Genomic DNA, 19,290 nt, shown 5'->3' with positions numbered 1-19,290 from the left:
AGACAAATAGAAAATTTAATATACCCAATGAACATAACTGTCAATTGCCGTCCATTGAAGGAGGCACTTAGATAGAGGTGGGCAACCATGGCACAGAAGGGGATTTTGAGGACTTATCTCGACATTCCAGTGCTTCAGAAGATTTTGGCTGGCTTGATTCTCGGTGCAATTTTTGGTTTGATTATGGGGCATCTAGGATATGCAGATGCCGTCAAGACCTACATTAAGCCCTTCGGTGACCTCTTTGTCAGACTGCTGAAGATGTTAGTTATGCCAATAGTCTTTGCATCGCTAGTAGTTGGTGCAGCAAGCATAAGCCCAGCTAGACTCGGAAGGGTTGGAATTAAGATCGTTGTCTATTATCTAATCACCTCAGCGTTTGCCGTTATGCTTGGTATAATAATGGCAAGAATCTTCAAACCAGGTCTTGGCTTGCAGCTTGCAACAGGTGCACAGTTCCAGCCAAAGGAAGCTCCCTCAATGGTTCAGACGCTCCTCAATATAATCCCAACAAATCCCTTCAGTGCTTTAGCAAACGGACAGGTTCTGCCAACTATATTCTTCGCAATTGTCCTCGGAATAGCAATCACATACCTAATGAACAGCAAGGATGAGCTCGTCAGAGACAGTGCTAACACGCTCTTCAAGGCAATAAACGGTCTCGCAGAGGCTATGTACAAGATCGTCGGCGGTGTTATGCAATATGCTCCAATAGGTGTCTTCGCATTGATTGCCTATGTTATGGCTGAGCAGGGAGTCAAAGTTGTTGGCCAATTAGCAAAGGTTGTTGTGGCAGTTTACCTTGGCTTAATCCTCCAGATAGTCCTCGTTTACTTTGTGCTTCTCAAGGTCTTTGGACTCGATCCAATCAAGTTCATCAAGAAGGCTAAAGATGCCATGATTACAGCATTCGTTACAAGAAGCTCAAGCGGTACTTTACCAGTTACAATGAGAGTTGCTGAGGAGGAAATGGGAATAAGCAAGGGCATCTACTCATTCACACTTCCACTCGGTGCAACAATTAACATGGATGGAACAGCTCTGTATCAAGGTGTCTGTACATTCTTCATCGCCCTTGCAATAGGCCAGCACCTCACCATTGGACAGCAGCTCACAATAGTTCTCACAGCAGTTCTTGCTTCAATCGGTACAGCAGGTGTTCCCGGAGCCGGTGCAATAATGCTTGCGATGGTTCTCCAGAGCGTTGGGCTTCCGCTAACAGAGCCAAGCGTTGCCGCAGCATATGCAATGATTCTCGGTATTGACGCTATCTTGGACATGGGTAGAACAATGGTCAACGTTACTGGTGATTTAACTGGTACCACAATCGTTGCAAAGACTGAGGGTGAGCTTGACTTGAGCAAGTGGCAGTGATTTCTTCTCTTCCCTTTTGTTACTTTTTCCGTTTTCTTGGAGTTTGGGGATAACGTTAAATACTCCAACATAACGCTATTCTTAGGACACTAGTAATGGAGGTAATGTGGAATGAGAAAGTTGGGTGTGCTGTTAATAGTCCTCCTTTTGGGCATCTCAATGGCTTATGCTCAAGAGGTTCCGTTCTATAAGGAGGAGTTTGTGTTCACAATTAAAGTTTTGGACAATGGGGATGCTCAAATAACCTTGAGGACTTCATGGCTTGAGCCTAAAGATGAAATACAAAAGCAGATTGAACAGATACTTAATCAAACTAATCTCACGAAGGAAGAGGCAATTAAGAAGTATAAGCAAGAACAACTTGAGAGATACATCGCAAGTCTTGCAAATTATGGAATAAAAACGACTAACCAAAGCTTGGAGATCTTGGGTCTTGATAAGGGTAACAACCTAACAGTGATCTTTACAGCTGTTGCAGAGAAGTTCGCAAAATACTATTCATATGATGGTTACTGGGAAATTATAGTTGACCCGACTAGAGGATATGGAACTGCTCCAATTCCAGACACTGGCTTACCTTATGAAGTTGAGCTTCACAATGTCTTCATAATTGAGCTTCCTCAAGATGCGAAGCTTTTGGAGTATCCGAGGCCCATAACAAGGGAATACAACCAGAGCAAGTTCTATGTTCGCTCAAAGGTTGAAGGTAACAAGATAATTGTAACCTCGGATATATACCTTGAACCGTTTCTCAAACCCGAAGGATTTAGAGCACTCTTTGGTGATTACAATACATTCTATGTTAGATACACAACACCTCAACCAGGAGAAGAGGAGCAGTATCAGAAAGTAGTTTCTGAGCAGTACTTGAGAGCTGAAATTCTACCAAATGGAACAACCAATTTGTTCATAAAAGACACGTACATCGAGCCAAAAGATCAAGTCCAGCTTATGAAACTCCAGATAAATCTGATGGGAGTTCAGAATGTTACTAATTTGATTCTCCAGAATAATATACAAGCGCTTGGAGGTCAAGGAATTAAAGTCAGCAAGGCAAATGTTCAAATTTTGGGACTAAACGAGACAGGACCTTTAATTATTGAAGCAAATTATGTTGTCCAGAACTTCACAAAAAGAGTGAACGGAACATATGAATACTCTTTTGACCCAACTCTGGGATATATGTTCTATAACATCGGATACAGAGCTCAGAATGAAATAAATCAAACTCTAAAGATTGAGTTTATCCTTCCAAAAGACGCTAAAATTGTTGAAGTTCCGCAGAACTTAACAAGGGAGTTTAAGGGCAATAAGTTCACTTTAACAACATTAGTTGATGGGAACAGAATCTTGGTAACCACAAATGTTTTCATTCGCTACGGTGCGCCTCAAGAGGATATCCAAAAACTCTTTGCAAATGTCAGCAGGGCATACATCAAATTCACACTCCCAGAAACTTCTCAAAGGTTCGGCTATAAACAGATAGGAGCTGCAGTTGGTGCAATCGTGCTTATAGGAGCAGCAATCTTCTTGATTATGAGAAGGTGACTCCCTTTCTTCTTTTAATGCTTTTTTAACGTTACGATAAGCATTTATACTCATACGCAAATTTTTCTTCAGGTGATAAACATGACAAGGAAGCTTTACTATGAAGATGCTTATTTGAAAGAAGCAAAAGCCAAAGTCGTTGAAATAAAGAACAATGCTCTGCTTTTGGACCAAACTATTTTCTATCCAACAGGTGGAGGACAACCCCATGATAGAGGAACAATAAACGATGTTCAAGTTTTGGACGTTTACAAAGACGAAGAAGGCAATGTTTGGCATGTCGTAGAAGAGCCAGAGAAGTTTAATGTGGGGGATGATGTTGAGCTTAAGATAGACTGGGACTACCGCTATAAGCTCATGCGCATTCACACAGCAATGCACCTTTTGGATCATGTGTTGAATGAAGTTCTCGGCAAGGGCAAATGGCAGCTTTACGGTAGCGGAATGAGTGTCGAAAAGGGGAGATATGACATTCTTTACCCAGAAAACGTTAACAAATACAAAGAGCAGATTATTGAGCTTTTCAATAAGTATGTGGACGAAGGCGGAGAAGTTAAGATTTGGTGGGAAGGCGAGAAAAGGCTCACACAAATCAGGGACTTTGAAATCCTCCCATGCGGTGGAACCCATGTAAAGGATATTAAGGAGATTGGGCATATTAAAAAGCTAAAGCGCTCAAGCATAGGGAAAGGCAAGCAGAGGCTGGAGATATGGCTTGAGGATTAAATCTCCAGCTTTTTCTTTACCTCCTCCATACTTGCTCCTTTAATCAGCAAGTCTTTTTCCCTTGAAGTTTCTCCACGTATTATAACAACCTCCTTTCCAAGGAGCTTTGAGAGGAACTTTATTAATTCTTTGTTGGCTTTCCCGCCAACTGGAGGAGCACTAACTTTTATTTTAATCCTTCCCTTCCACTTGTCAATTCCCTCAATGCTGTTCTTTTTTGCATTTGGCTGGACATGGACGAGGAGAATAACACCATCTTTTGTTTGCTTTATCATTCTCTCCCCTCCAGACTGTATTCCCAAACAATTTTTGGAGGAAACTTCTTTTCTTTTACAGCCCTCATTATTTCATCTGCAACTTTGTAGGCGAAATCAAAGGTCTCTTTGTCGATTAGACCATAATTGAGAGCCATTTCAAGCTCGTCCTCATCTAAAAGGAAAGCTTCGCCATTTGGGAAGATAAATATATCTAAAAATAGGTCGAGCATCTCTAAAGTGTCTCCATATCTCTTTGTGTAGGCTAAAACATCAACATAGAAACCTTTGAAGTTGCCCTCTTTATCATAGACCTTTAGGATATCATAATTTTGCCCGATAAAGGCGAAGTAAATCATTGTGTATTCATTTTCAATGACCTTAACTCCATTTACATAAAGGGGTGCAAGCATTCCATAAAATTTGGACTTGGCAACAATAATATCTCCTAGGTCATCTATCACTTCATCGTATCTTTCAAGAATTCTGTTCGGAATGCGCTTGTAGATGAGATGGATTTTTTGACTCATTGCATATTTAATTGCATTTTAGGTTTAAAAATCTCAGCTATACTAATGGTACTGAAACTTAATGGAATTATCTCTTTGGCTTCCTGAGTGGTGTTGTTCTTTTCACTGCGGCAAGAATAATTTGGAGAAAAGTCAAGAGGAGCCAAAGATAAGCTCCTTCAGCTTCTTTGGTAATTCATCAATCTTAACCCTAATTTGCTCCCTCGTATCTCTGTCTCTGATTGTTACGGTGTTGTCTTCCGGTGTTTGGTTGTCAATGGTTACACAGTATGGAGTTCCAATCTCATCGTATCTTGCGTATCTCCTTCCGATTGTGTCCTTCTCATCGTAAACTGCTATGAATCCCGCTTTCTGGAGCGTCCTAAAGACGTTGTAAGCTATCGTTGTTAGTGGTTCCTTTGCAACTAATGGCAGAACGGCAACCTCTATTGGAGCCATGTCCTTCTTTATCTTGAGGTAAATTCTTCCGTCCTCATCAATTGTTAGTGAGTTCTCAAGGAGGAGGTAGAACGGTCTGTCAATACCGAAACTTGGCTCTAAGACGTGAGGAACAATTTTTTCACCGGTTATCTTTTCTTCAACTTCTTTGATTATGAAGTCCTCCTTCTCAAGCTCATAACCCTCAATGCTGACTTTACATTTCTCTTCAAGTTCTTCAACAAGCTTTCTGAGCTCCTCCTCGCTCATCTCTTTGAGCTTGTCGTTGATTCTTTTTGCATCTTTCTTGAGCTTTGGACCTACTCTTTTCATATCTAGGCTCACTTTGAGCCTTTTTACAATCTTCGGCTCATCATAGTGGATCATAACTGTCAAATCGGCACCGCTCATCTTCATGTGTCTGCTTAAGTCGTAATCTCCTCTGTAAGCGATACCGACACATTCAATCCATCCGAATCTTTCGCTGTAAATTTCAACGTCCCAAGTATCTTTCGAATAGTGTGCTCTCTCCTCTGGAAGCTGCTGCCTGAATCTTATCGCCTTTTCTGGAATGCCGATATCAAGTAGAATTCTCTTCACCATAGCCATGTAATAAGCAAAGAACGTGTTCATGACATAGCCTTTCTTAACTGCTTCTTCAAGCGTTATTTCAATCTCGCCAAGGTTCTTGAGCTGATGCTCAATTGGATAGAGCCTAACAACCTCATCTTTGACCTCATCGAAGTGCGGATGCTCTGTCTCTTTTGGATTGAAGAATATCTCAGCCTCAGCTTGAGTGAACTCTCTAAGCCTAATCATCCCTTGCCTTGGTGAAATTTCATTTCTGTATGCCTTTCCAATCTGGAACACACCGAATGGGAGCTTGTTTCTCGCAAAAGCGTTGAGTCTCTTAAAGTTCACGAAAATACCTTGAGCGGTTTCCGGTCTTAAATAACCTTTCTTATCCTTGTAAGGACCTATATATGTCTCAAACATCAAGTTGAAATACCATACATCGCTCAATTCTCCACCACACTGGGGACACTTTATGCCGTTTTCCCTTATTATCTTGGTAAGCTCTTCAGCACTCAATCCTTCGACATCAATGTCCAAGTTCTCCTCAATAAGGTGGTCTGCCCTGTATCTTGCATGGCACTTGGTACACTCAACTAGTGGATCCACGAACTTTTCAACGTGTCCTGAGGCTATGAAAACTTCCTCAGGAGTTATGTCTGGAGTTTCAAGTTCAAAAAAGCCCTCTCTCTGGAAAGCCTCTCTGATTTTACGCTCAATCTTTCTCTTTATTGTTGCTCCAAGAGGACCGTAATCGTAGAAACCTCTCGCTCCCCCATAAATCTCAAAGCTCCCCCATGCAAAGCCCCTTCTTCTCATCAAATCTGAGAGGATTTCATACTTATCTATCTTCATGCACTCACCACCTTAAGGTGTGATGGCCCAAAATCCTAAAAACTTTGTGGAAACTCCTTTGGCATTTTATCAAAGTTGATGCTTAATAGAACATTATTAAGGCTGTGATACGAAAGAGTTATAAACCAATTTTCCCGTTATGAATGTGAGCTTTAGCTTTGATTATTTAGGAGGGAAGAGAAATGGCGGAAAGACCACTTGATGTTATACACAGGTCATTGGACAAGGATGTTTTGGTAATCCTTAAGAAGGGATTCGAGTTTAGAGGCAGGCTTATCGGTTATGACATTCACCTGAATGTTGTCCTTGCAGACGCTCAGCTTATTGAGGGCGGCGAGGTAACGAAAAAATATGGCAAGATCGTAATTAGAGGAGACAATGTGTTGGCTATTTCACCAGTAGAAACTGAGTGAGGTGATTCTCGGTGGGAAGCGGAACAGCACCCCATGGAAAGAGGAATAGGACTCCTACTCACATAAAGTGTAGAAGATGTGGAAGAAAAGCCTACAACATTAGAAAAGGCTACTGCGCTGCTTGTGGCTTTGGAAGGAGTAGAAGATTAAGGAAGTACAGCTGGTCAAAGAAGTGGAAGAAAGCTAAGAACGTCCACTGATTTCTTTTTTATTTTGCTTTTCTGCACTAGGTTAATTTGCTAGGGATAACTCTATAAATCTTTGCTTTGAATTCTAAACTATGAGTGCAAAAGATGACATTTTGAGCTATTTAAAATCAAAAGGACATGATGGTGCTTTGCAGAGTGAGCTGTATAATCTAGGCTATTCCCGCTCAACAATTGCTGAAGCCTTAGAAAGTCTTGAAGAAGAGAATCTTATTGTGAAAAAGAACATTGGGAAAAAAGCATACAGAATATGGATCATTGATGAGGCACCTTTTCCCGTTAAAGGCACTCTCCGACTTGGGCTTCTAAGAGCTGTTGAATATCCTCATGCTCTTCTGACAGCTCATGATTTAAAGGAAAAGTATAATGTTCGAGTCTTAATTTACGACTCAGCCCTTGAGCTTACAAATGCCCTGGCGATAGGAAAGGTCGATTTAGCATGTTCACCGCTAATTACTCAAATCCTTTATGCTTTGTTAATGAAAAGCATTAAAATTGTTTCTGGCTGTGGATTTGCTGGCAGTGGACTTGTTATGAGAGGAGAGCTCAAGGAAGGGAGAACCATTGCTTCTTCTGAGCTTTCTACGATGGAAACTATGCTGAAGCAGTTCCTTGAGAGAAAAGGCTTGGAGAATATCAAAGTAACGTATTTTAAGAATCCTGAGACTGCTGTGGAGTCCCTCCTTAGAGGCGAGACTGATGGGTTGAGTATTTGGGAGCCATATCTCAGCCTACTTAAAAAGAAGGGCTTCAATGTCTATCATTACTCTGATTATTTTGGAAAGTATCCCTGCTGCGCGTTGGGAGTTAATTTGAGCTTTTTAAATGTTAACAGGACTCTTTTCGATGAGTTTTTTGAAAAATTTAAGTACAACACTGAAAACTTAGAGAGAAGAAAGGAGGAAGCCATAAAGCTCATTGTTAAGATTATGGGCTTTAAAGAGGAGCTTGTAATGGAGAGCTTTGGAGGATTTATCTATGATTATAAACTCACAAAAAAGCAAGTTGAAGAGATGCTAAACAGATTTGGTCTCAAAGTGTTCAACCTTGAAAAGCTTTTCTTATCGCAAGATTTTTAACTTCTATTCTCTTTTTATCGCTTAGACATTCATCTAAGTGATCACTATGGACGGCGAATTAAGGAAGAAGCTGTGGGAGCTTGCATGGCCAGCAATATTAGCAAACATCTCCCAAACCCTAGTCAACTTAGTTGACATGATAATGGTAGGACAGCTAGGCTCTCTGGCAATTGCAAGTGTTGGCTTAGGTGGGCAGTTCGCATGGTTTATGATGCCTCTGATGTTTGCAGTTTCCGCTGGCGTCTTGGCCTTAGTTGCTCGATTTATCGGTGCCAAAAATTACGAAATGGCAAACTTGACACTGGAGCAGGGAATTTATCTTGCGTTTCTCATGGGAATACCGGTTATGCTGGTCGGCTTATTCTTTGGAGATGATGCACTTAGAATAATGGGAGCTAGTGAAGACGTAGTTAGGCTTGGTTATGAATATATTAGGATATACTTCTTATTTTACCCTATTAATTTCATGGGTTTTGCAGCTTTTTCGGCTTTGAGAGGGGCTGGTGATACAAAAACACCAATGAAGTTAAGCATTTTGATGAATGTGCTGAATGTGATTTTGAACTATCTTCTAATTTTTGGAAAATTCGGCTTTCCGAGATTAGAAGTCAAGGGAGCCGCATTGGCTTCTGGACTTTCAATTGCAGCAGCGTTTATCGTTGGTATGTTCCTCTTCTTAAGCGACAGGCTTGTTTTGAAGCTTAAACCTAGGCTTAGATTTGATATCAGCATGATTAGGAGAATCCTCAAAATTGGAATTCCAGCAACTATTGAGAGAATTATCTTCAGCTTTTACAACTTCATTTACATAAGCATTGTTACAAGATTTGGAACGATCGCTCTAGCTGCTCATCAGGTCGGCTTGAGGGTTGAGAGCATAGCCTATATGCCAGCTTTTGGCTTTAATGTTGCCACATCAGCTTTGGTTGGGCAGAGCTTAGGTGAAGGAAATCCAGAGAAAGCTGAGAAAGTTGTATACGAGTCGTTGAAGATGGTAACCGCTTTCATGAGCGTCATGGCTGTGGTTTTGATTGCTTTTCCAAAATACCTTGTTATGCCTTTCATAACAAAAAGCGACCCCAATTATTGGCAAGTCATTCACTTGGCTGCAATTTACCTCATGATTGTAGGTATAAGTGAAATCCCGTTAGGCTGGCTCTTTGTTCTCAGCGGAGCTTTGAGAGGTGCAGGAGATACGAGGAGTCCCATGTATGTAACTGCAGTTAGCAAATTGCTCTTTAGAATCCTCCCAGCTTATCTTTTGGGATTTGGATTTACAATAGGTTCATTCCGCTTTGAGGGGCTTGGCGTTATTGCCGCTTGGATCGCAATGAGCCTTGAAACGTTTACAAGTGCAGCAATGTTTTGGTGGATATTCAAGAGGGGGAAGTGGAAGTACATAAAAGTTTGAAATCAAAGCGTCGAAACGTGGAACAAGGCTTCCATAAGCCTTCCGAAGAGATAGCTCACAAATGCAGCTCCCAACCCAGTGGTGACCATCTCTGTGATTTTCTTTCTTATTGGAATTCCGGAAAGTATTGAGATGAAAGTTGCAACTACTGCCAGCGCTGTTCCAGCTAGTAGCACCGAGAAAGGCAGAGCAACTAGAGATGAGGACGCAAAGAAATAAGGCGTAACTGGGAACGCCACACCAATGAGGTAGAAAATTCCAGTGTATAGTGCTGCCCTTACCTCATTCTCGTCCTCTTCTTGAACGAGCAGCTTAATTATTGCATCGTGATTTGAGGAGAGCTTTTCAGCAACTTCCTTTGCAACTTCCTCAGGCATTCCGCTTTCTAGGAGCTTGTCTAAAAGTTCATCTTTCGCTCTATCCGGGGAAACTCTGAACAGGACTTCCATTCTCTGCCTAATGCTCTCGTTTACTTGTCTCTGAGAGCGGACTGATATGAAAGTTCCAATTGCCATTGAGAGTGCTCCAGCAACTCCAACGATGAGACCGCTGATTCCAACAAGCTTGGGATTGTAAACGTAAACTGCTGACAATCCAGTGACTGCACCAAGAATCTCTACGAGACCATCATTCATACCGAGAACCAGATCTCGGATGTTTTCAACGTGGAGCCGTCTCTTGCTCTCGTAGAAGAACTTCTCGTGTTCGAGCTCATCTAGGATGACTCCACTTAACTCTTTCCTATCTTCCTCATCGAGCTTCTCTTGATATGCCGTGAGGAATTTGAAGTACTTTTGGATTGCACTGTTCTCTCCCATCTCAAGGAGCGAAGCAACAGCACCAGGCCCTAAAATTTTCCTTAGGAGTTTTGTGCTATAAAGTGAAAGCTTGCTAACCTTTACTTTAGGTATTTTAACACCTCTTCTTGCTAAGAAATCGTGCCAGAACTTTGCATGCTTTGCCTCAATGTTTGAAAGTCTCAGAAATTCCTCCTTTAAAGTCTCGTCTTTCTCAATTTTAGCAAGCTGAGCGTAGAGAACTGAGTCTGAGTATTCATCTCTGTAGAATTGAAGTGCTGACTTTATCATCTCGTCCATCTTCCATCCCTTAAAAAGCTGAACAAAAAGAGTTAATTAAGGTTACTGTAATGATTTTAAAGCCTCAAGCACTTCCTCAAAAGGAGCATTTGTCTTTAGAGCCGTTGGTGAGAAGTGAGTTCTCGTTGCTTTGTAGCCCTCTTCTTCAAGAATCTCGATGATTTTGGCAACTTTTCTAGCCTCAAGATTGTTTCTCCTCGCTAATGCATGAGTGTCGTAGAAAAAGGGAACATCGAGTTCTTCCTTGACAATTCCTAAAAACTTCAGCACTTTCTTTTTCTCTGCAATCTCTTCTTTCTCTGCTAGCTTATGCATCTCTTCAACAATTTCTTGATTCTTAAGCTCCCCAAGCCATAAAGGTCCATAAGCTTTAGGTTTACTCGGCAAAAAGCTTCTCTCAATCTTAAACTTTCCGCTCTTTTCATCAAAATACAGATATCCGAGCTTTTCTAAAGTATCATCCCCTTTCTTTGCTCCATCTTTAAACCTTAAGAATGCCCTAAAGTAGTGGTCTTTGTAATACGCAAAAAGAACCTCAAAGCCCATGTCGTACTTTGCAACATATCTCGCAACGGTTCCTATTAAAATCCTCAGCCCAGCTTCATGGCAGAGCTCACCTCTTATTGGCACTGCGTTGTATTTTCTTAGACATGCCTTTGGATGAGCGCCGCAGAGGGGTGCTGTATCTGTTGCAGTGATTGCCAAAACTCCTTTCCGCTTTACACTCCTTAAAGCTGAGTCAAGGAATTCCATTGGAGAACCAAAGGGGTCTAAATCAATGAAGTCAAAGTACCTGAATTGCTCATTCATCAATCTGTTGGCATCCAAGTTTGTTGCGACTAAAACCTTGTTCCCTTTTAAAATTGCTTTCTTCTCATGTATCTCAATTTTACCGGAGAAGTTAAGCCCTAGATTTTTAATTATCAGCTTAAATGCGTCTGGATTTATGTCGTTCATCCAAACTTCAGTTGCTGGTGTCTCTAAAGCATACCTAATTCCCCTAATACCTGTGGCACTTAAAGCATCTAAAACTCTCTTCACTTCAATAACCTTGAGGAGAAGGACGCTCAAATCCCTATTCAGAGCCATCACTGGGTTGTAAAAAACTGGAGCATCATAAATACGTTCAGCTTTTGGAATAAGAACCCTTGCTTTTCCTTCACTTATTTCTATTAGCTCCATGATATCACCAATCTCTTTTACAAAAAGCTTAGGCTAGGAAGAAAAGAAATCAGAGAATTTCGACGTAATCCCCAAGAGCTTGTCCGGGTAAACCTTTCTCAAACCTTACTTTAACTTCGCCCCTAACTCCATGTGGCTTGACAATTTTGCCAGCAATGATTTTTCCGCTCGGGCTCTTCCAAATGACTTTCTTTCCTATGAGCTTTGCTGCCTCTTCTCTGCTCTCAATTCCGAGAGGCTTGATAATCATGTGGTGGTTGTGCTGATTTTCTTTACTCCTCATGTAGCTTAACACTATCCCCTTCATCGCTCTCACCGTTAATGCCTATTGAAGAGAGCTTTTAAATTTATTGATGGAAAGGGTTTTATTCTCTCTTAGCTATTCAGCTTTGGTGGTGATCATGAAAATGGAAAGAATAAAGAAGCTTCAAAAGTTTATAAACGAGAACTCAATTGATGTAGCGCTCATCTCTAAACGTGAAAACTTGTTCTACTTTTCTGGAGCTTCTCCGTTAGCTGGGGGGTATTTGGTTGTTACCCCTGATGAGGCTATAATTTATGTTCCCGAACTTGAATATGAAGCAACAAAGGAAGAAACTGAACTACCAGTTGAAAAGTTTAGGAGACTGCCAGAACTTTATGAAAAGCTCAAACCTTACAGTGTTTTGGGAATTGAAGGTTCAACAAGCTTTTCCTTCATGAATGGACTTAAAGAAAAAGCTGAGATAAAGGAGTTCAGGAGCATTGATGATGTTATAAAAGACCTTAGAATCGTAAAAACCAAAGAAGAAATCGAGATAATTAAAAGTGCGTGTGAATTAGCTGACATGGCTGTTATGGCAGCTATTGAAGAAATCAGCGAAGGGAAGAGAGAAAGGGAAATAGCAGCAAAAGTTGAGTATGTTATGAAGATGAACGGTGCTGAAAAGCCAGCCTTTGATACAATCATTGCCAGCGGCTATAGGTCAGCTCTCCCTCATGGGATTGCAAGCGATAAGAGGATTGAGAGAGGAGATTTGGTTGTCATAGACTTAGGTGCACTTTATAGGCACTACAATTCTGACATCACCAGAACCATAGTTGTTGGAAAACCCAATGAGAAGCAGAAGGAGATTTATGAGATAGTTCTTGAGGCTCAAAAGACAGCTGTTGAAAAAGCTAAGCCAGGAATGACTGCGAAAGAACTCGACAGCATAGCAAGGGACATCATAGCGGAATATGGTTATGGTGATTACTTTATCCACAGCCTTGGTCACGGAGTTGGGTTAGAAATTCATGAACCTCCGAGAATAAGCCAGTACGATGAGACTGTTCTCAAAGAGGGAATGGTCATAACGATTGAGCCAGGAATTTACATTCCAAAGCTTGGTGGCGTCAGAATTGAGGATACAGTTGTTATAACGAAGGATGAAGCAAAGAGGCTCACAAAGATGGAGAGAGAGCTTATCTGAGTTGGGCATTTCTTTCTCTATTCTTTTGTTACCATCCAACAGTATTTAAAAGCATTTTTCCAAATTCTCAAAGGGAGGTGAGAGAATGAAAATACTTGACCAGAATCCCAAGGAGGGCAAGATTAAAGTTAAAGCTGAAACTCTCGATGACCTCTGGCATCTCTATCACATCATTGAGGAGGGAGATGTAGTTTATGCAAAGACCCTCAGAAAGCAAAGTCAGAGAAGTGATTCCCTTAGACCAGAAAAGGTCCAAGCAATTCCAGTGTTTTTGGGTATTAGAGCTGAAAAAATCAACTTCCACAAGTTTGCAAATGCATTGAGGGTTATTGGTCCAATAGTTTATGCCTCAAGAGAGGAAGTTCCCCTTGGCAAGTATCACACAATAGCAGTTGAAGAGAACAGCGTTATCACTATTCAAAAGCCTAAATGGAAGGCTCACCAGTTGGAAAGGTTAAAGCAGGCCGTTGAAGCTTCTCAGAGAGCGAGAATTATGATTGTTGTTGTGGACGATGGTGAGGCTGATATTGCTCTCGTGAGAGAATATGGCGTTGATATAATTGCCAACATAAGACATAACCTTGGGGGAAAGAGATACACCACAAATAGAGAAGCTGAGGAAATGAAGTTCTTCCACGATTTAGCAAAGACAATGGTTGAAATTATGGAGAGAGAAAAGGTGGATAAAGCTATTGTTGCTGGTCCCGGCTTTGTGAAAGAGAACTTTTACAAGTTCCTTCAGGAGAATTATCCGGAGTTAGCAAAGCGTGTTGTAATTGAGGACACGAGTGTTACAGGAAGAACAGGGATTTATGAGGTCATTAGGAGAGGAACCGTTGACAAAGTTTACCATGAAAACAGAGTCGCAAAGGAAATTCAGCTCGTGGAGAAGGTCATAGAGGAGATTGCAAAGAATGGATTGGTGGCTTATGGTATAAAAGAGGTCGAAGAAGCAGCGAATTATGGAGCAATTGAGACTCTACTCGTTTTAGATGAGCTTTTGAAGGGGGGGATGAGAGAAAAGATTGAGCAGCTTATGGAGTTCGTCAGACAGATGAGGGGGGAGATAGTAATTGTTAGTTCGGAGCATGAGGGCGGTGAAAAGCTGAAAGCTTTGGGAGGAATTGCTGCACTGTTGAGATATAAGGTTAAGTGATTAGTAAATCTCGGCATAGGCATCGCTTTCAAATCTTGGGAACTCCTCCTCTTCGCTGTTCTTCACTAAAACTCTGTCTTTTTCTTCTGTAAATTTGCCAATGATGAAAGCTTTAATTCCATTGTTAGATAGCTCCTTGATTATTCTTGAGGAATTCTCCTTAGGAGAAATTATTATCAGCGTTCCGGTTGATGAGACAGTTAAAGGATTCACATCAAAAGCTTCAAGGACTTTTTTGACGAGAGGCGGGATGTAAATTCTATCATAACAGACTCTAAAGCCAACATCTGAATTGTCGGCTATCTCATGAAGGGCTGTTAAACCTCCTTCGGTTGCATCATGCATCCCTCTCACGAGCTTTCTTACAGCTAGGGCATCAGGGACGACAGTTTCAAGCTTGTACATCTCTCTAAGCTTGGTTATTTCACTAGGAGTTAGAATCCCCTTAATCTTCTCTTTTTTAAAGTAAGCCGCTCCAACGGCAAACTCTATCCCAACGCCCTTCGTTATTATTATATCATCCCCGGGTTTTGCTAACGGTAATCTCAGCTCTTCTTTCTTCACAAATCCAAGTGCCGTTGTGGTAGCAGTTGTTTCTTTAGTCGTGGTGTAAACTCCCGTATGCCCACCGATTACAGCTGTTCTGTATTTTCTGCACTCTTCATTGAGTTCCTCCATTATTTGAGCGAGCTCTTCTTTAGTGGAACCAGGGGGTAACAATAAGTCAACAACCAGCCATCTCGGCTCAGCGCCAAAAACTGCAACATCGCTTGCTGCGAAATGATATGTGAAGAATCCAAAATGTTCCTTTGGAACGCCTAGAACTGGATCAGTTGCTATGACCAGATAACTTTCATTGTCATATTCAAGAACTGCGGCATCAAAGCCCTCTCTCGGACCGATAAAAACTTTCGGATCTTCAATGTTAAGGTTATGCAAAATAATTTCATTTAGAACTTCACTTCTTATTTTCCCGAGCGGCAACATTTTTGAACCTCCTCACGATTTGCCCAGTTTCTTTCAAAATTTCCTCATTACATCCATGACAAAGCAATTCAAAACTCGGCACTCTCACGCTCATCCTAACCTTGTATCTTCTTGCAAGCTTACTTATTTCGTAGTTCACTTCATAAGCCAAATCGAGGTACTCTCGCTTAATGATTTCAAATTTGTCAATATACTGCAGGGGGCAGCCCTCTCTCCATTGCCTCCTTCTTCCATATTCATACATTCTGTAAGGTTTTATCCCCGCTTCTTCCGCAAGCTTTTCAACTTCTTCAGCAGTATACTTTATCAGAGGTCTGAATATCGGAATTCCAATTCTCGGAATTTCACTCAGCCTTATATCTCCCTTCCACTGATCGAGCAGAGCCCCGATTATTTTGTCATTTGCATTGTCTCCTTTTGCCAAAATATCAAAGCCGTTAATTTTTGCGAACCAGTAGGCATTCCTCATCATAACTTTTTTGCAGTGAATGCATATTGGACCCTTCTTTCCAATTGAATTCTTGAGGAGTCCTTCTGTTATGTCGACAAGATAATGCTTAACTCCAAGCTTTTTAGTGAAGTCTATTGCCCACAGCATAGGCTCTCTCCAGCTCCACTTATGGAAGAAAGTTAGGGCAGAAACATCTAAACCAGCTTTTTTCATAATATATAAAGCTAAACTGCTGTCTTTTCCTCCAGAAAACATGAGAAGTATTTTCTTTTCATAAAGTCTAGTGTTTTTTGCAAACTGCTCAATCTCTCTTATCACTTCTGAAAGCATGGTATAAAGTAAAAAGAGAGGCTTTAAAAATTTGCCTCAGCTGCTCATTTTTTTAACTTGGTTCTCTGCTATGCCTCCGACAATTGGGAACTTGTAATATTCTCCTTGGTATGCTTTAACTATGCCTAAGATCCATAGGACAAGGCCGACAAGGCTTAAAAGCATAGCTAGTATTCCACCTAGGAATGGAATAAATCTCAACAGTTGTTGTAGTATGAAAATTCCTAGGAACGTTATCGTTGACTGCATTGCGTGAAATCTGACGAATTCGCTTTCTTTTTCTAACAACAGGAATATTATACCTGTCAAAAACCCAAGCACATATGCTAAAGCTGCTTCAACGTTTTCTTCAAGTCCCAAAGAAGTTTCGCTCTTTTTTATAACACCACTTTCATCTTTTTCCATACTCCCACCTCACATGACAATATATCAAATTATTTTTAACTTTCTTAGTTAAATACTTTTCTAAAATTCCAAGAAAACACTAATTTATTTAAATTTTTTTGCAAGTATTTTTTTTATAATATGCAAGTTACTTTTCAAACCTCCATGGCTGAAAAATAATCCTTATTACTTCAAAGTTCAAACCTAATCCTTTTGTTAGGCTTACCAAAAGTTTTTAATCTTTCCTATAAAGGAAATATTAAAATTAGGTTAACCTAATGGTGATGTTCATGTATGTTCGTTTAAGTCAAATGAGGGAAGGAGAGCGAGGAGTTGTAGTGGATATTCAAGGAGGCGTGGGAGCGAGGCAGAGATTACTAGGCTTGGGGATTACTCCTGGGACTAGGATTTGGGTGATTAAGTCTTCTGCTCCAGGGCCAATAATCATAGCTGTTGGCTCTTCAAGAATAGCACTCGGCAGAGGAATAGCTGACAAAATCATCGTCAGGAGGGAGCGTTGATGCTAAAGGTTGTTGCTCTCGCTGGCAATCCAAATGTTGGCAAGACTACAATATTCAACGCTTTAACTGGATTGAGACAGCATGTTGGCAACTGGCCGGGAGTTACTGTGGAGAAGAAAGAAGGGATCATGAAGTATAAAGATAGGGAGTTTCTGGTTGTTGATCTGCCTGGAACATACTCTTTGACAGCTCATTCTATTGATGAGCTTATAGCGAGGAACTTCATTCTTGAAGGAAATGCCGATGTCATAGTTGACGTTATTGATTCTTCATGTTTGATGAGGAACCTTTTCTTAACAATGGAAATCCTTGAGATGGGCGTTAAAAACGTGATAATTGCTTTAAACAAGATTGATTTAGCGAAAAAGAAAGGTGCTGTCATTGATTTTAAGAAGATGGAGAAAGTTCTTGGCATTCCTGTCGTGCCGACGAATGCAAAGGAAGGTATTGGAATTGAGGAGCTTAAGAGAACGATTGTTGCTATGGCTGATGGAAAAATCACAACTAATCCCGTTGTTCCTGTTTATGATGAAATCATTGAAAGAGAAATCTCCCACATAAGCGAGATTCTGAAAGAAACCCCTCTGGCTGAAAAGTACAACGTAAGGTGGTTATCTATAAAGCTTCTCACGAGAGATGAAGAAGTAATAAAGCTTGTTTTGAAGCAGTTGGGACAAGGAAAGATGGACGAGATTCTGCAGCACATAAGCGAGCTTGAACAATATTACAAGCGCTCCCTTGACATAATCATTGCTAACCAGAAGTATGAGTTCATTGACAACTTAATTCATCAGTTCGTTACTCACTTTGCTGAGCAGAAAGAAACAATAAGTGATCAGCTTGATAAAATCCTAACTCACCCAATTTATGGTATGATCTCCCTCCTTATCATCTTCTACTTCCTCTTTAAGTTTGTTTTTACAATTGGAACACCCATGCAGGAAACTTTGGATTTACTCTTTGCATCTTTAGGGGATTTGGTCGGAAGTCATATAGCAAATGAAACCCTTAGAGGTTTGGTAGTTGATGGGATAATTGGTGGTGTTGGCTCAGTTTTAAGCTTCTTCCCACTAGTATTCTTGCTCTTCGTTGCCATGTCAATCCTTGAGGACTCCGGATACATGGCTAGAGCAGCTGTTGTCATGGAAAGGATAATGAGGAAGTTCGGCTTGCCCGGAAAGAGCTTTATCCCAATGGTTTTAGCCTTTGGGTGCAATGTCCCGGCTGTTATGGCTACCAGAGCTTTAGACGATGAAAGAGATAGGATTTTAACAATGCTAATTAATCCATTGGTTCCATGCAGTGCGAGGATGGTTGTCATAACATTTCTCGCTGGAGTTTTCTTTGAGGAGCACAAAGCATTAGTTGCCGTTAGCATTTATGCAATCTCTCTCGGATTGGCTCTGATTTCAGCGCTGATACTGGGTAGACTTGTTGTTAAGGGAGAAGAGAGTCCGTTCATAATTGAACTCCCTGACTATCTCATTCCTTCCTGGAAGAGTGTTGTAATACATTCGTGGGAGAGAAGTAAGGAGTTTTTAAGAAAAGCTGGAACAGTAATTCTTGCTGGAGCAGTGGCAATATGGTATCTGAGTAGCCATCCTGAGCCAGTTGGTACTTGTTTGAGCTATGTAGAAATGCTTGGCAGAGCATTTGAGCCTTTGGCGAAGCTTATGGGTTTGGATTGGAAGGCTGCAGTTAGCTTAATCTTTGGTATAATCGCTAAAGAAAATGTTATCGCAACATACGGTGTAATTTATGGAGTTGGTGAGAGCGAAGAGGCTCTAGCTGTCTTGATGAGACAGGCAATGACGCCACTGCAGGCATTTGTTTTGAGTCTGGTAACAACGCTCTACCTCCCTTGTATAGCAACTATTGCAGCAATAAGAGCCGAAGGAGGAACAAAGTGGGCACTTGTAGCTGTGATATATAACTTAATCCTTGCGACTGTGATGGGTATTCTGGTTTACAATTTGGGAATCCTGCTTAGTTTTTAATGTTTTTTGGGGGATTATGCAATGGGAAAGCTTGAAAGTGTGTTTGAGCTGATAAAAAAGGGAGTCAGTAATCCTAGAGAGATCGCGGAAAAGCTCAACTTAGATGTTGAGGAAGTTGAAGGGATAATCAAAATCCTTGAAAGTTTGGGATATGTGGAAAAGGTTGAGCTTGGAAGCTCTATATGTGAACGTTGTCCGCTAAAGAAGATATGTCCCGGAAGTTGCATCCGCTTCAAAGGGCAGATTTACCACGTTTCTGAGAAGAGCTTTAGAGTTGATTTAAGGGAATAGCATGCTTAGTTTTGTCTAATAGCTCTCTACTCAACATTCTCACCCGAGGAGCAAAAT

Annotated in this window: 21 protein-coding genes; 12 read left to right on the top strand and 9 right to left on the bottom strand. The window is 41.0% G+C overall.

Annotated features, from left to right (window positions below; genetic code table 11):
• Positions 1–87 precede the first annotated feature (87 nt).
• From E3E24_RS05195 to E3E24_RS05185, 3 genes are all read left to right on the top strand, one after another.
• A complete protein-coding gene (locus E3E24_RS05195) occupies positions 88–1,374 on the top strand; it encodes a dicarboxylate/amino acid:cation symporter (RefSeq protein WP_167885413.1) in 1,287 nt (428 codons plus the stop codon).
• 111 nt (positions 1,375–1,485) lie between these two features.
• A complete protein-coding gene (locus E3E24_RS05190; RefSeq protein ID WP_167885414.1) occupies positions 1,486–2,922 on the top strand; it encodes an exodeoxyribonuclease VII small subunit in 1,437 nt (478 codons plus the stop codon).
• Between the two features lie 81 nt (positions 2,923–3,003).
• Positions 3,004–3,648: an alanyl-tRNA editing protein gene (locus E3E24_RS05185; RefSeq protein ID WP_167885415.1), complete on the top strand. Its 645-nt coding sequence runs from the start codon at positions 3,004–3,006 to the stop codon at positions 3,646–3,648.
• Here E3E24_RS05185 and E3E24_RS05180 read toward each other — a convergent pair.
• From E3E24_RS05180 to glyS, 3 genes are all read right to left on the bottom strand, one after another.
• Positions 3,645–3,923: a DUF167 family protein gene (locus E3E24_RS05180; RefSeq protein ID WP_167885416.1), complete on the bottom strand. Its 279-nt coding sequence runs from the start codon at positions 3,921–3,923 to the stop codon at positions 3,645–3,647. The two genes, E3E24_RS05185 and E3E24_RS05180, sit on opposite strands and share 4 nt — an antisense overlap.
• The gene (locus tag E3E24_RS05175; RefSeq protein ID WP_167885417.1) at positions 3,920–4,432 is read right to left on the bottom strand and encodes a DUF402 domain-containing protein; all 513 of its coding nucleotides are present in this window, start codon (positions 4,430–4,432) and stop codon (positions 3,920–3,922) included. The genes E3E24_RS05180 and E3E24_RS05175 overlap by 4 nt, the downstream gene beginning before the upstream one ends.
• A 132-nt stretch (positions 4,433–4,564) precedes the next feature.
• Positions 4,565–6,277 carry a glycine--tRNA ligase gene (gene glyS / locus E3E24_RS05170; protein WP_167885418.1) on the bottom strand — a complete coding sequence of 571 codons (1,713 nt, stop codon included), beginning with the start codon at positions 6,275–6,277 and terminating at the stop codon, positions 4,565–4,567.
• A gap of 182 nt (positions 6,278–6,459) precedes the next feature.
• On the opposite strand from glyS, the gene E3E24_RS05165 reads away from it, so the two are divergent.
• The 4 genes from E3E24_RS05165 to E3E24_RS05150 all read left to right on the top strand — a co-directional run bounded on the left by E3E24_RS05165 (position 6,460) and on the right by E3E24_RS05150 (position 9,386).
• Positions 6,460–6,690 (top strand): LSm family protein, encoded by a 231-nt coding sequence (locus tag E3E24_RS05165; protein ID WP_167885419.1) that lies wholly within the window; start codon positions 6,460–6,462, stop codon positions 6,688–6,690.
• An 11-nt stretch (positions 6,691–6,701) separates the two neighbouring features.
• Entirely contained in the window at positions 6,702–6,890 is a 189-nt protein-coding gene (locus E3E24_RS05160) for a 50S ribosomal protein L37e (RefSeq protein ID WP_167885420.1), read from the top strand.
• 80 nt (positions 6,891–6,970) lie between these two features.
• Positions 6,971–7,975 carry an ABC transporter substrate-binding protein gene (locus E3E24_RS05155; protein WP_167885421.1) on the top strand — a complete coding sequence of 335 codons (1,005 nt, stop codon included), beginning with the start codon at positions 6,971–6,973 and terminating at the stop codon, positions 7,973–7,975.
• A gap of 46 nt (positions 7,976–8,021) precedes the next feature.
• Positions 8,022–9,386: an MATE family efflux transporter gene (locus E3E24_RS05150; protein WP_167885422.1), complete on the top strand. Its 1,365-nt coding sequence runs from the start codon at positions 8,022–8,024 to the stop codon at positions 9,384–9,386.
• A gap of 2 nt (positions 9,387–9,388) precedes the next feature.
• Here E3E24_RS05150 and E3E24_RS05145 read toward each other — a convergent pair whose 3' ends face one another.
• From E3E24_RS05145 to E3E24_RS05135, 3 genes are read right to left on the bottom strand one after another with little or no spacing between them, the layout of a single operon-like run.
• Entirely contained in the window at positions 9,389–10,483 is a 1,095-nt protein-coding gene (locus E3E24_RS05145; RefSeq protein ID WP_167885423.1) for a VIT1/CCC1 transporter family protein, read from the bottom strand.
• 42 nt (positions 10,484–10,525) lie between these two features.
• Positions 10,526–11,665 (bottom strand): tRNA (guanine(10)-N(2))-dimethyltransferase, encoded by a 1,140-nt coding sequence (locus E3E24_RS05140; protein ID WP_167885424.1) that lies wholly within the window; start codon positions 11,663–11,665, stop codon positions 10,526–10,528.
• 49 nt (positions 11,666–11,714) lie between these two features.
• Complete coding sequence (locus tag E3E24_RS05135) at positions 11,715–11,972, bottom strand: 50S ribosomal protein L35ae (protein ID WP_042679753.1); 258 nt, start codon at positions 11,970–11,972, stop codon at positions 11,715–11,717.
• A 100-nt stretch (positions 11,973–12,072) separates the two neighbouring features.
• Between E3E24_RS05135 and pepQ the strand changes: the two genes are divergently transcribed.
• A complete protein-coding gene (gene pepQ, locus E3E24_RS05130; RefSeq protein ID WP_370520464.1) occupies positions 12,073–13,116 on the top strand; it encodes a Xaa-Pro dipeptidase PepQ in 1,044 nt (347 codons plus the stop codon).
• An 85-nt stretch (positions 13,117–13,201) separates the two neighbouring features.
• Positions 13,202–14,272 (top strand): mRNA surveillance protein pelota, encoded by a 1,071-nt coding sequence (locus E3E24_RS05125; protein ID WP_167885426.1) that lies wholly within the window; start codon positions 13,202–13,204, stop codon positions 14,270–14,272.
• On the opposite strand, the gene E3E24_RS05120 is transcribed toward E3E24_RS05125, so the two are convergent.
• Genes E3E24_RS05120 through E3E24_RS05110 form a run of 3 tightly spaced genes read right to left on the bottom strand, consistent with a single transcriptional unit; the run spans position 14,273 to position 16,445 of the window.
• Complete coding sequence (locus E3E24_RS05120; protein ID WP_167885427.1) at positions 14,273–15,259, bottom strand: AIR synthase family protein; 987 nt, start codon at positions 15,257–15,259, stop codon at positions 14,273–14,275. It lies immediately after the preceding gene.
• The gene (locus tag E3E24_RS05115) at positions 15,231–16,040 is read right to left on the bottom strand and encodes a 7-cyano-7-deazaguanine synthase (protein WP_167885428.1); all 810 of its coding nucleotides are present in this window, start codon (positions 16,038–16,040) and stop codon (positions 15,231–15,233) included. Before E3E24_RS05115 ends, E3E24_RS05120 begins: the two co-directional genes overlap by 29 nt.
• A gap of 36 nt (positions 16,041–16,076) precedes the next feature.
• Complete coding sequence (locus E3E24_RS05110) at positions 16,077–16,445, bottom strand: DUF4870 domain-containing protein (protein WP_167885429.1); 369 nt, start codon at positions 16,443–16,445, stop codon at positions 16,077–16,079.
• 257 nt (positions 16,446–16,702) lie between these two features.
• On the opposite strand from E3E24_RS05110, the gene E3E24_RS05105 reads away from it, so the two are divergent.
• The 3 genes from E3E24_RS05105 to E3E24_RS05095 are packed head-to-tail and all read left to right on the top strand — an operon-like array spanning position 16,703 to position 19,233.
• A complete protein-coding gene (locus E3E24_RS05105; RefSeq protein ID WP_240912538.1) occupies positions 16,703–16,945 on the top strand; it encodes a FeoA family protein in 243 nt (80 codons plus the stop codon).
• A complete protein-coding gene (gene feoB, locus E3E24_RS05100; RefSeq protein ID WP_167885431.1) occupies positions 16,945–18,942 on the top strand; it encodes a ferrous iron transport protein B in 1,998 nt (665 codons plus the stop codon). The genes E3E24_RS05105 and feoB overlap by 1 nt, the downstream gene beginning before the upstream one ends.
• A gap of 21 nt (positions 18,943–18,963) precedes the next feature.
• Positions 18,964–19,233, top strand: coding sequence for a DNA-binding protein (locus tag E3E24_RS05095; RefSeq protein WP_167885432.1), 270 nt, complete (start codon positions 18,964–18,966; stop codon positions 19,231–19,233).
• Positions 19,234–19,290: the final 57 nt, after the last annotated feature.

This window comes from Thermococcus sp. LS2 (assembly GCF_012027375.1).
Lineage (GTDB): Archaea > Methanobacteriota_B > Thermococci > Thermococcales > Thermococcaceae > Thermococcus_B.
This window is presented reverse-complemented; position numbering and strand designations above follow the sequence as displayed.

What these genes read in the sequence shown, in the direction of transcription:
- E3E24_RS05195 (WP_167885413.1), top strand. Translation starts at nt 88, where the DNA reads ATGGCACAGAAGGGGATTTTGAGGACTTATCTCGACATTCCAGTGCTT.
- E3E24_RS05180 (WP_167885416.1), bottom strand. Translation starts at nt 3,923, where the DNA reads ATGATAAAGCAAACAAAAGATGGTGTTATTCTCCTCGTCCATGTCCAG.
- E3E24_RS05150 (WP_167885422.1), top strand. Translation starts at nt 8,022, where the DNA reads ATGGACGGCGAATTAAGGAAGAAGCTGTGGGAGCTTGCATGGCCAGCA.
- E3E24_RS05140 (WP_167885424.1), bottom strand. Translation starts at nt 11,665, where the DNA reads ATGGAGCTAATAGAAATAAGTGAAGGAAAAGCAAGGGTTCTTATTCCA.
- E3E24_RS05135 (WP_042679753.1), bottom strand. Translation starts at nt 11,972, where the DNA reads ATGAAGGGGATAGTGTTAAGCTACATGAGGAGTAAAGAAAATCAGCAC.
- E3E24_RS05105 (WP_240912538.1), top strand. Translation starts at nt 16,703, where the DNA reads ATGGTGATGTTCATGTATGTTCGTTTAAGTCAAATGAGGGAAGGAGAG.
- E3E24_RS05190 (WP_167885414.1), top strand. Translation starts at nt 1,486, where the DNA reads ATGAGAAAGTTGGGTGTGCTGTTAATAGTCCTCCTTTTGGGCATCTCA.
- E3E24_RS05175 (WP_167885417.1), bottom strand. Translation starts at nt 4,432, where the DNA reads ATGAGTCAAAAAATCCATCTCATCTACAAGCGCATTCCGAACAGAATT.
- glyS (WP_167885418.1), bottom strand. Translation starts at nt 6,277, where the DNA reads ATGAAGATAGATAAGTATGAAATCCTCTCAGATTTGATGAGAAGAAGG.
- E3E24_RS05165 (WP_167885419.1), top strand. Translation starts at nt 6,460, where the DNA reads ATGGCGGAAAGACCACTTGATGTTATACACAGGTCATTGGACAAGGAT.
- E3E24_RS05185 (WP_167885415.1), top strand. Translation starts at nt 3,004, where the DNA reads ATGACAAGGAAGCTTTACTATGAAGATGCTTATTTGAAAGAAGCAAAA.
- E3E24_RS05145 (WP_167885423.1), bottom strand. Translation starts at nt 10,483, where the DNA reads ATGGACGAGATGATAAAGTCAGCACTTCAATTCTACAGAGATGAATAC.
- feoB (WP_167885431.1), top strand. Translation starts at nt 16,945, where the DNA reads ATGCTAAAGGTTGTTGCTCTCGCTGGCAATCCAAATGTTGGCAAGACT.
- pepQ (WP_370520464.1), top strand. Translation starts at nt 12,073, where the DNA reads ATGGAAAGAATAAAGAAGCTTCAAAAGTTTATAAACGAGAACTCAATT.
- E3E24_RS05115 (WP_167885428.1), bottom strand. Translation starts at nt 16,040, where the DNA reads ATGCTTTCAGAAGTGATAAGAGAGATTGAGCAGTTTGCAAAAAACACT.
- E3E24_RS05125 (WP_167885426.1), top strand. Translation starts at nt 13,202, where the DNA reads ATGAAAATACTTGACCAGAATCCCAAGGAGGGCAAGATTAAAGTTAAA.
- E3E24_RS05110 (WP_167885429.1), bottom strand. Translation starts at nt 16,445, where the DNA reads ATGGAAAAAGATGAAAGTGGTGTTATAAAAAAGAGCGAAACTTCTTTG.
- E3E24_RS05120 (WP_167885427.1), bottom strand. Translation starts at nt 15,259, where the DNA reads ATGTTGCCGCTCGGGAAAATAAGAAGTGAAGTTCTAAATGAAATTATT.
- E3E24_RS05095 (WP_167885432.1), top strand. Translation starts at nt 18,964, where the DNA reads ATGGGAAAGCTTGAAAGTGTGTTTGAGCTGATAAAAAAGGGAGTCAGT.
- E3E24_RS05155 (WP_167885421.1), top strand. Translation starts at nt 6,971, where the DNA reads ATGAGTGCAAAAGATGACATTTTGAGCTATTTAAAATCAAAAGGACAT.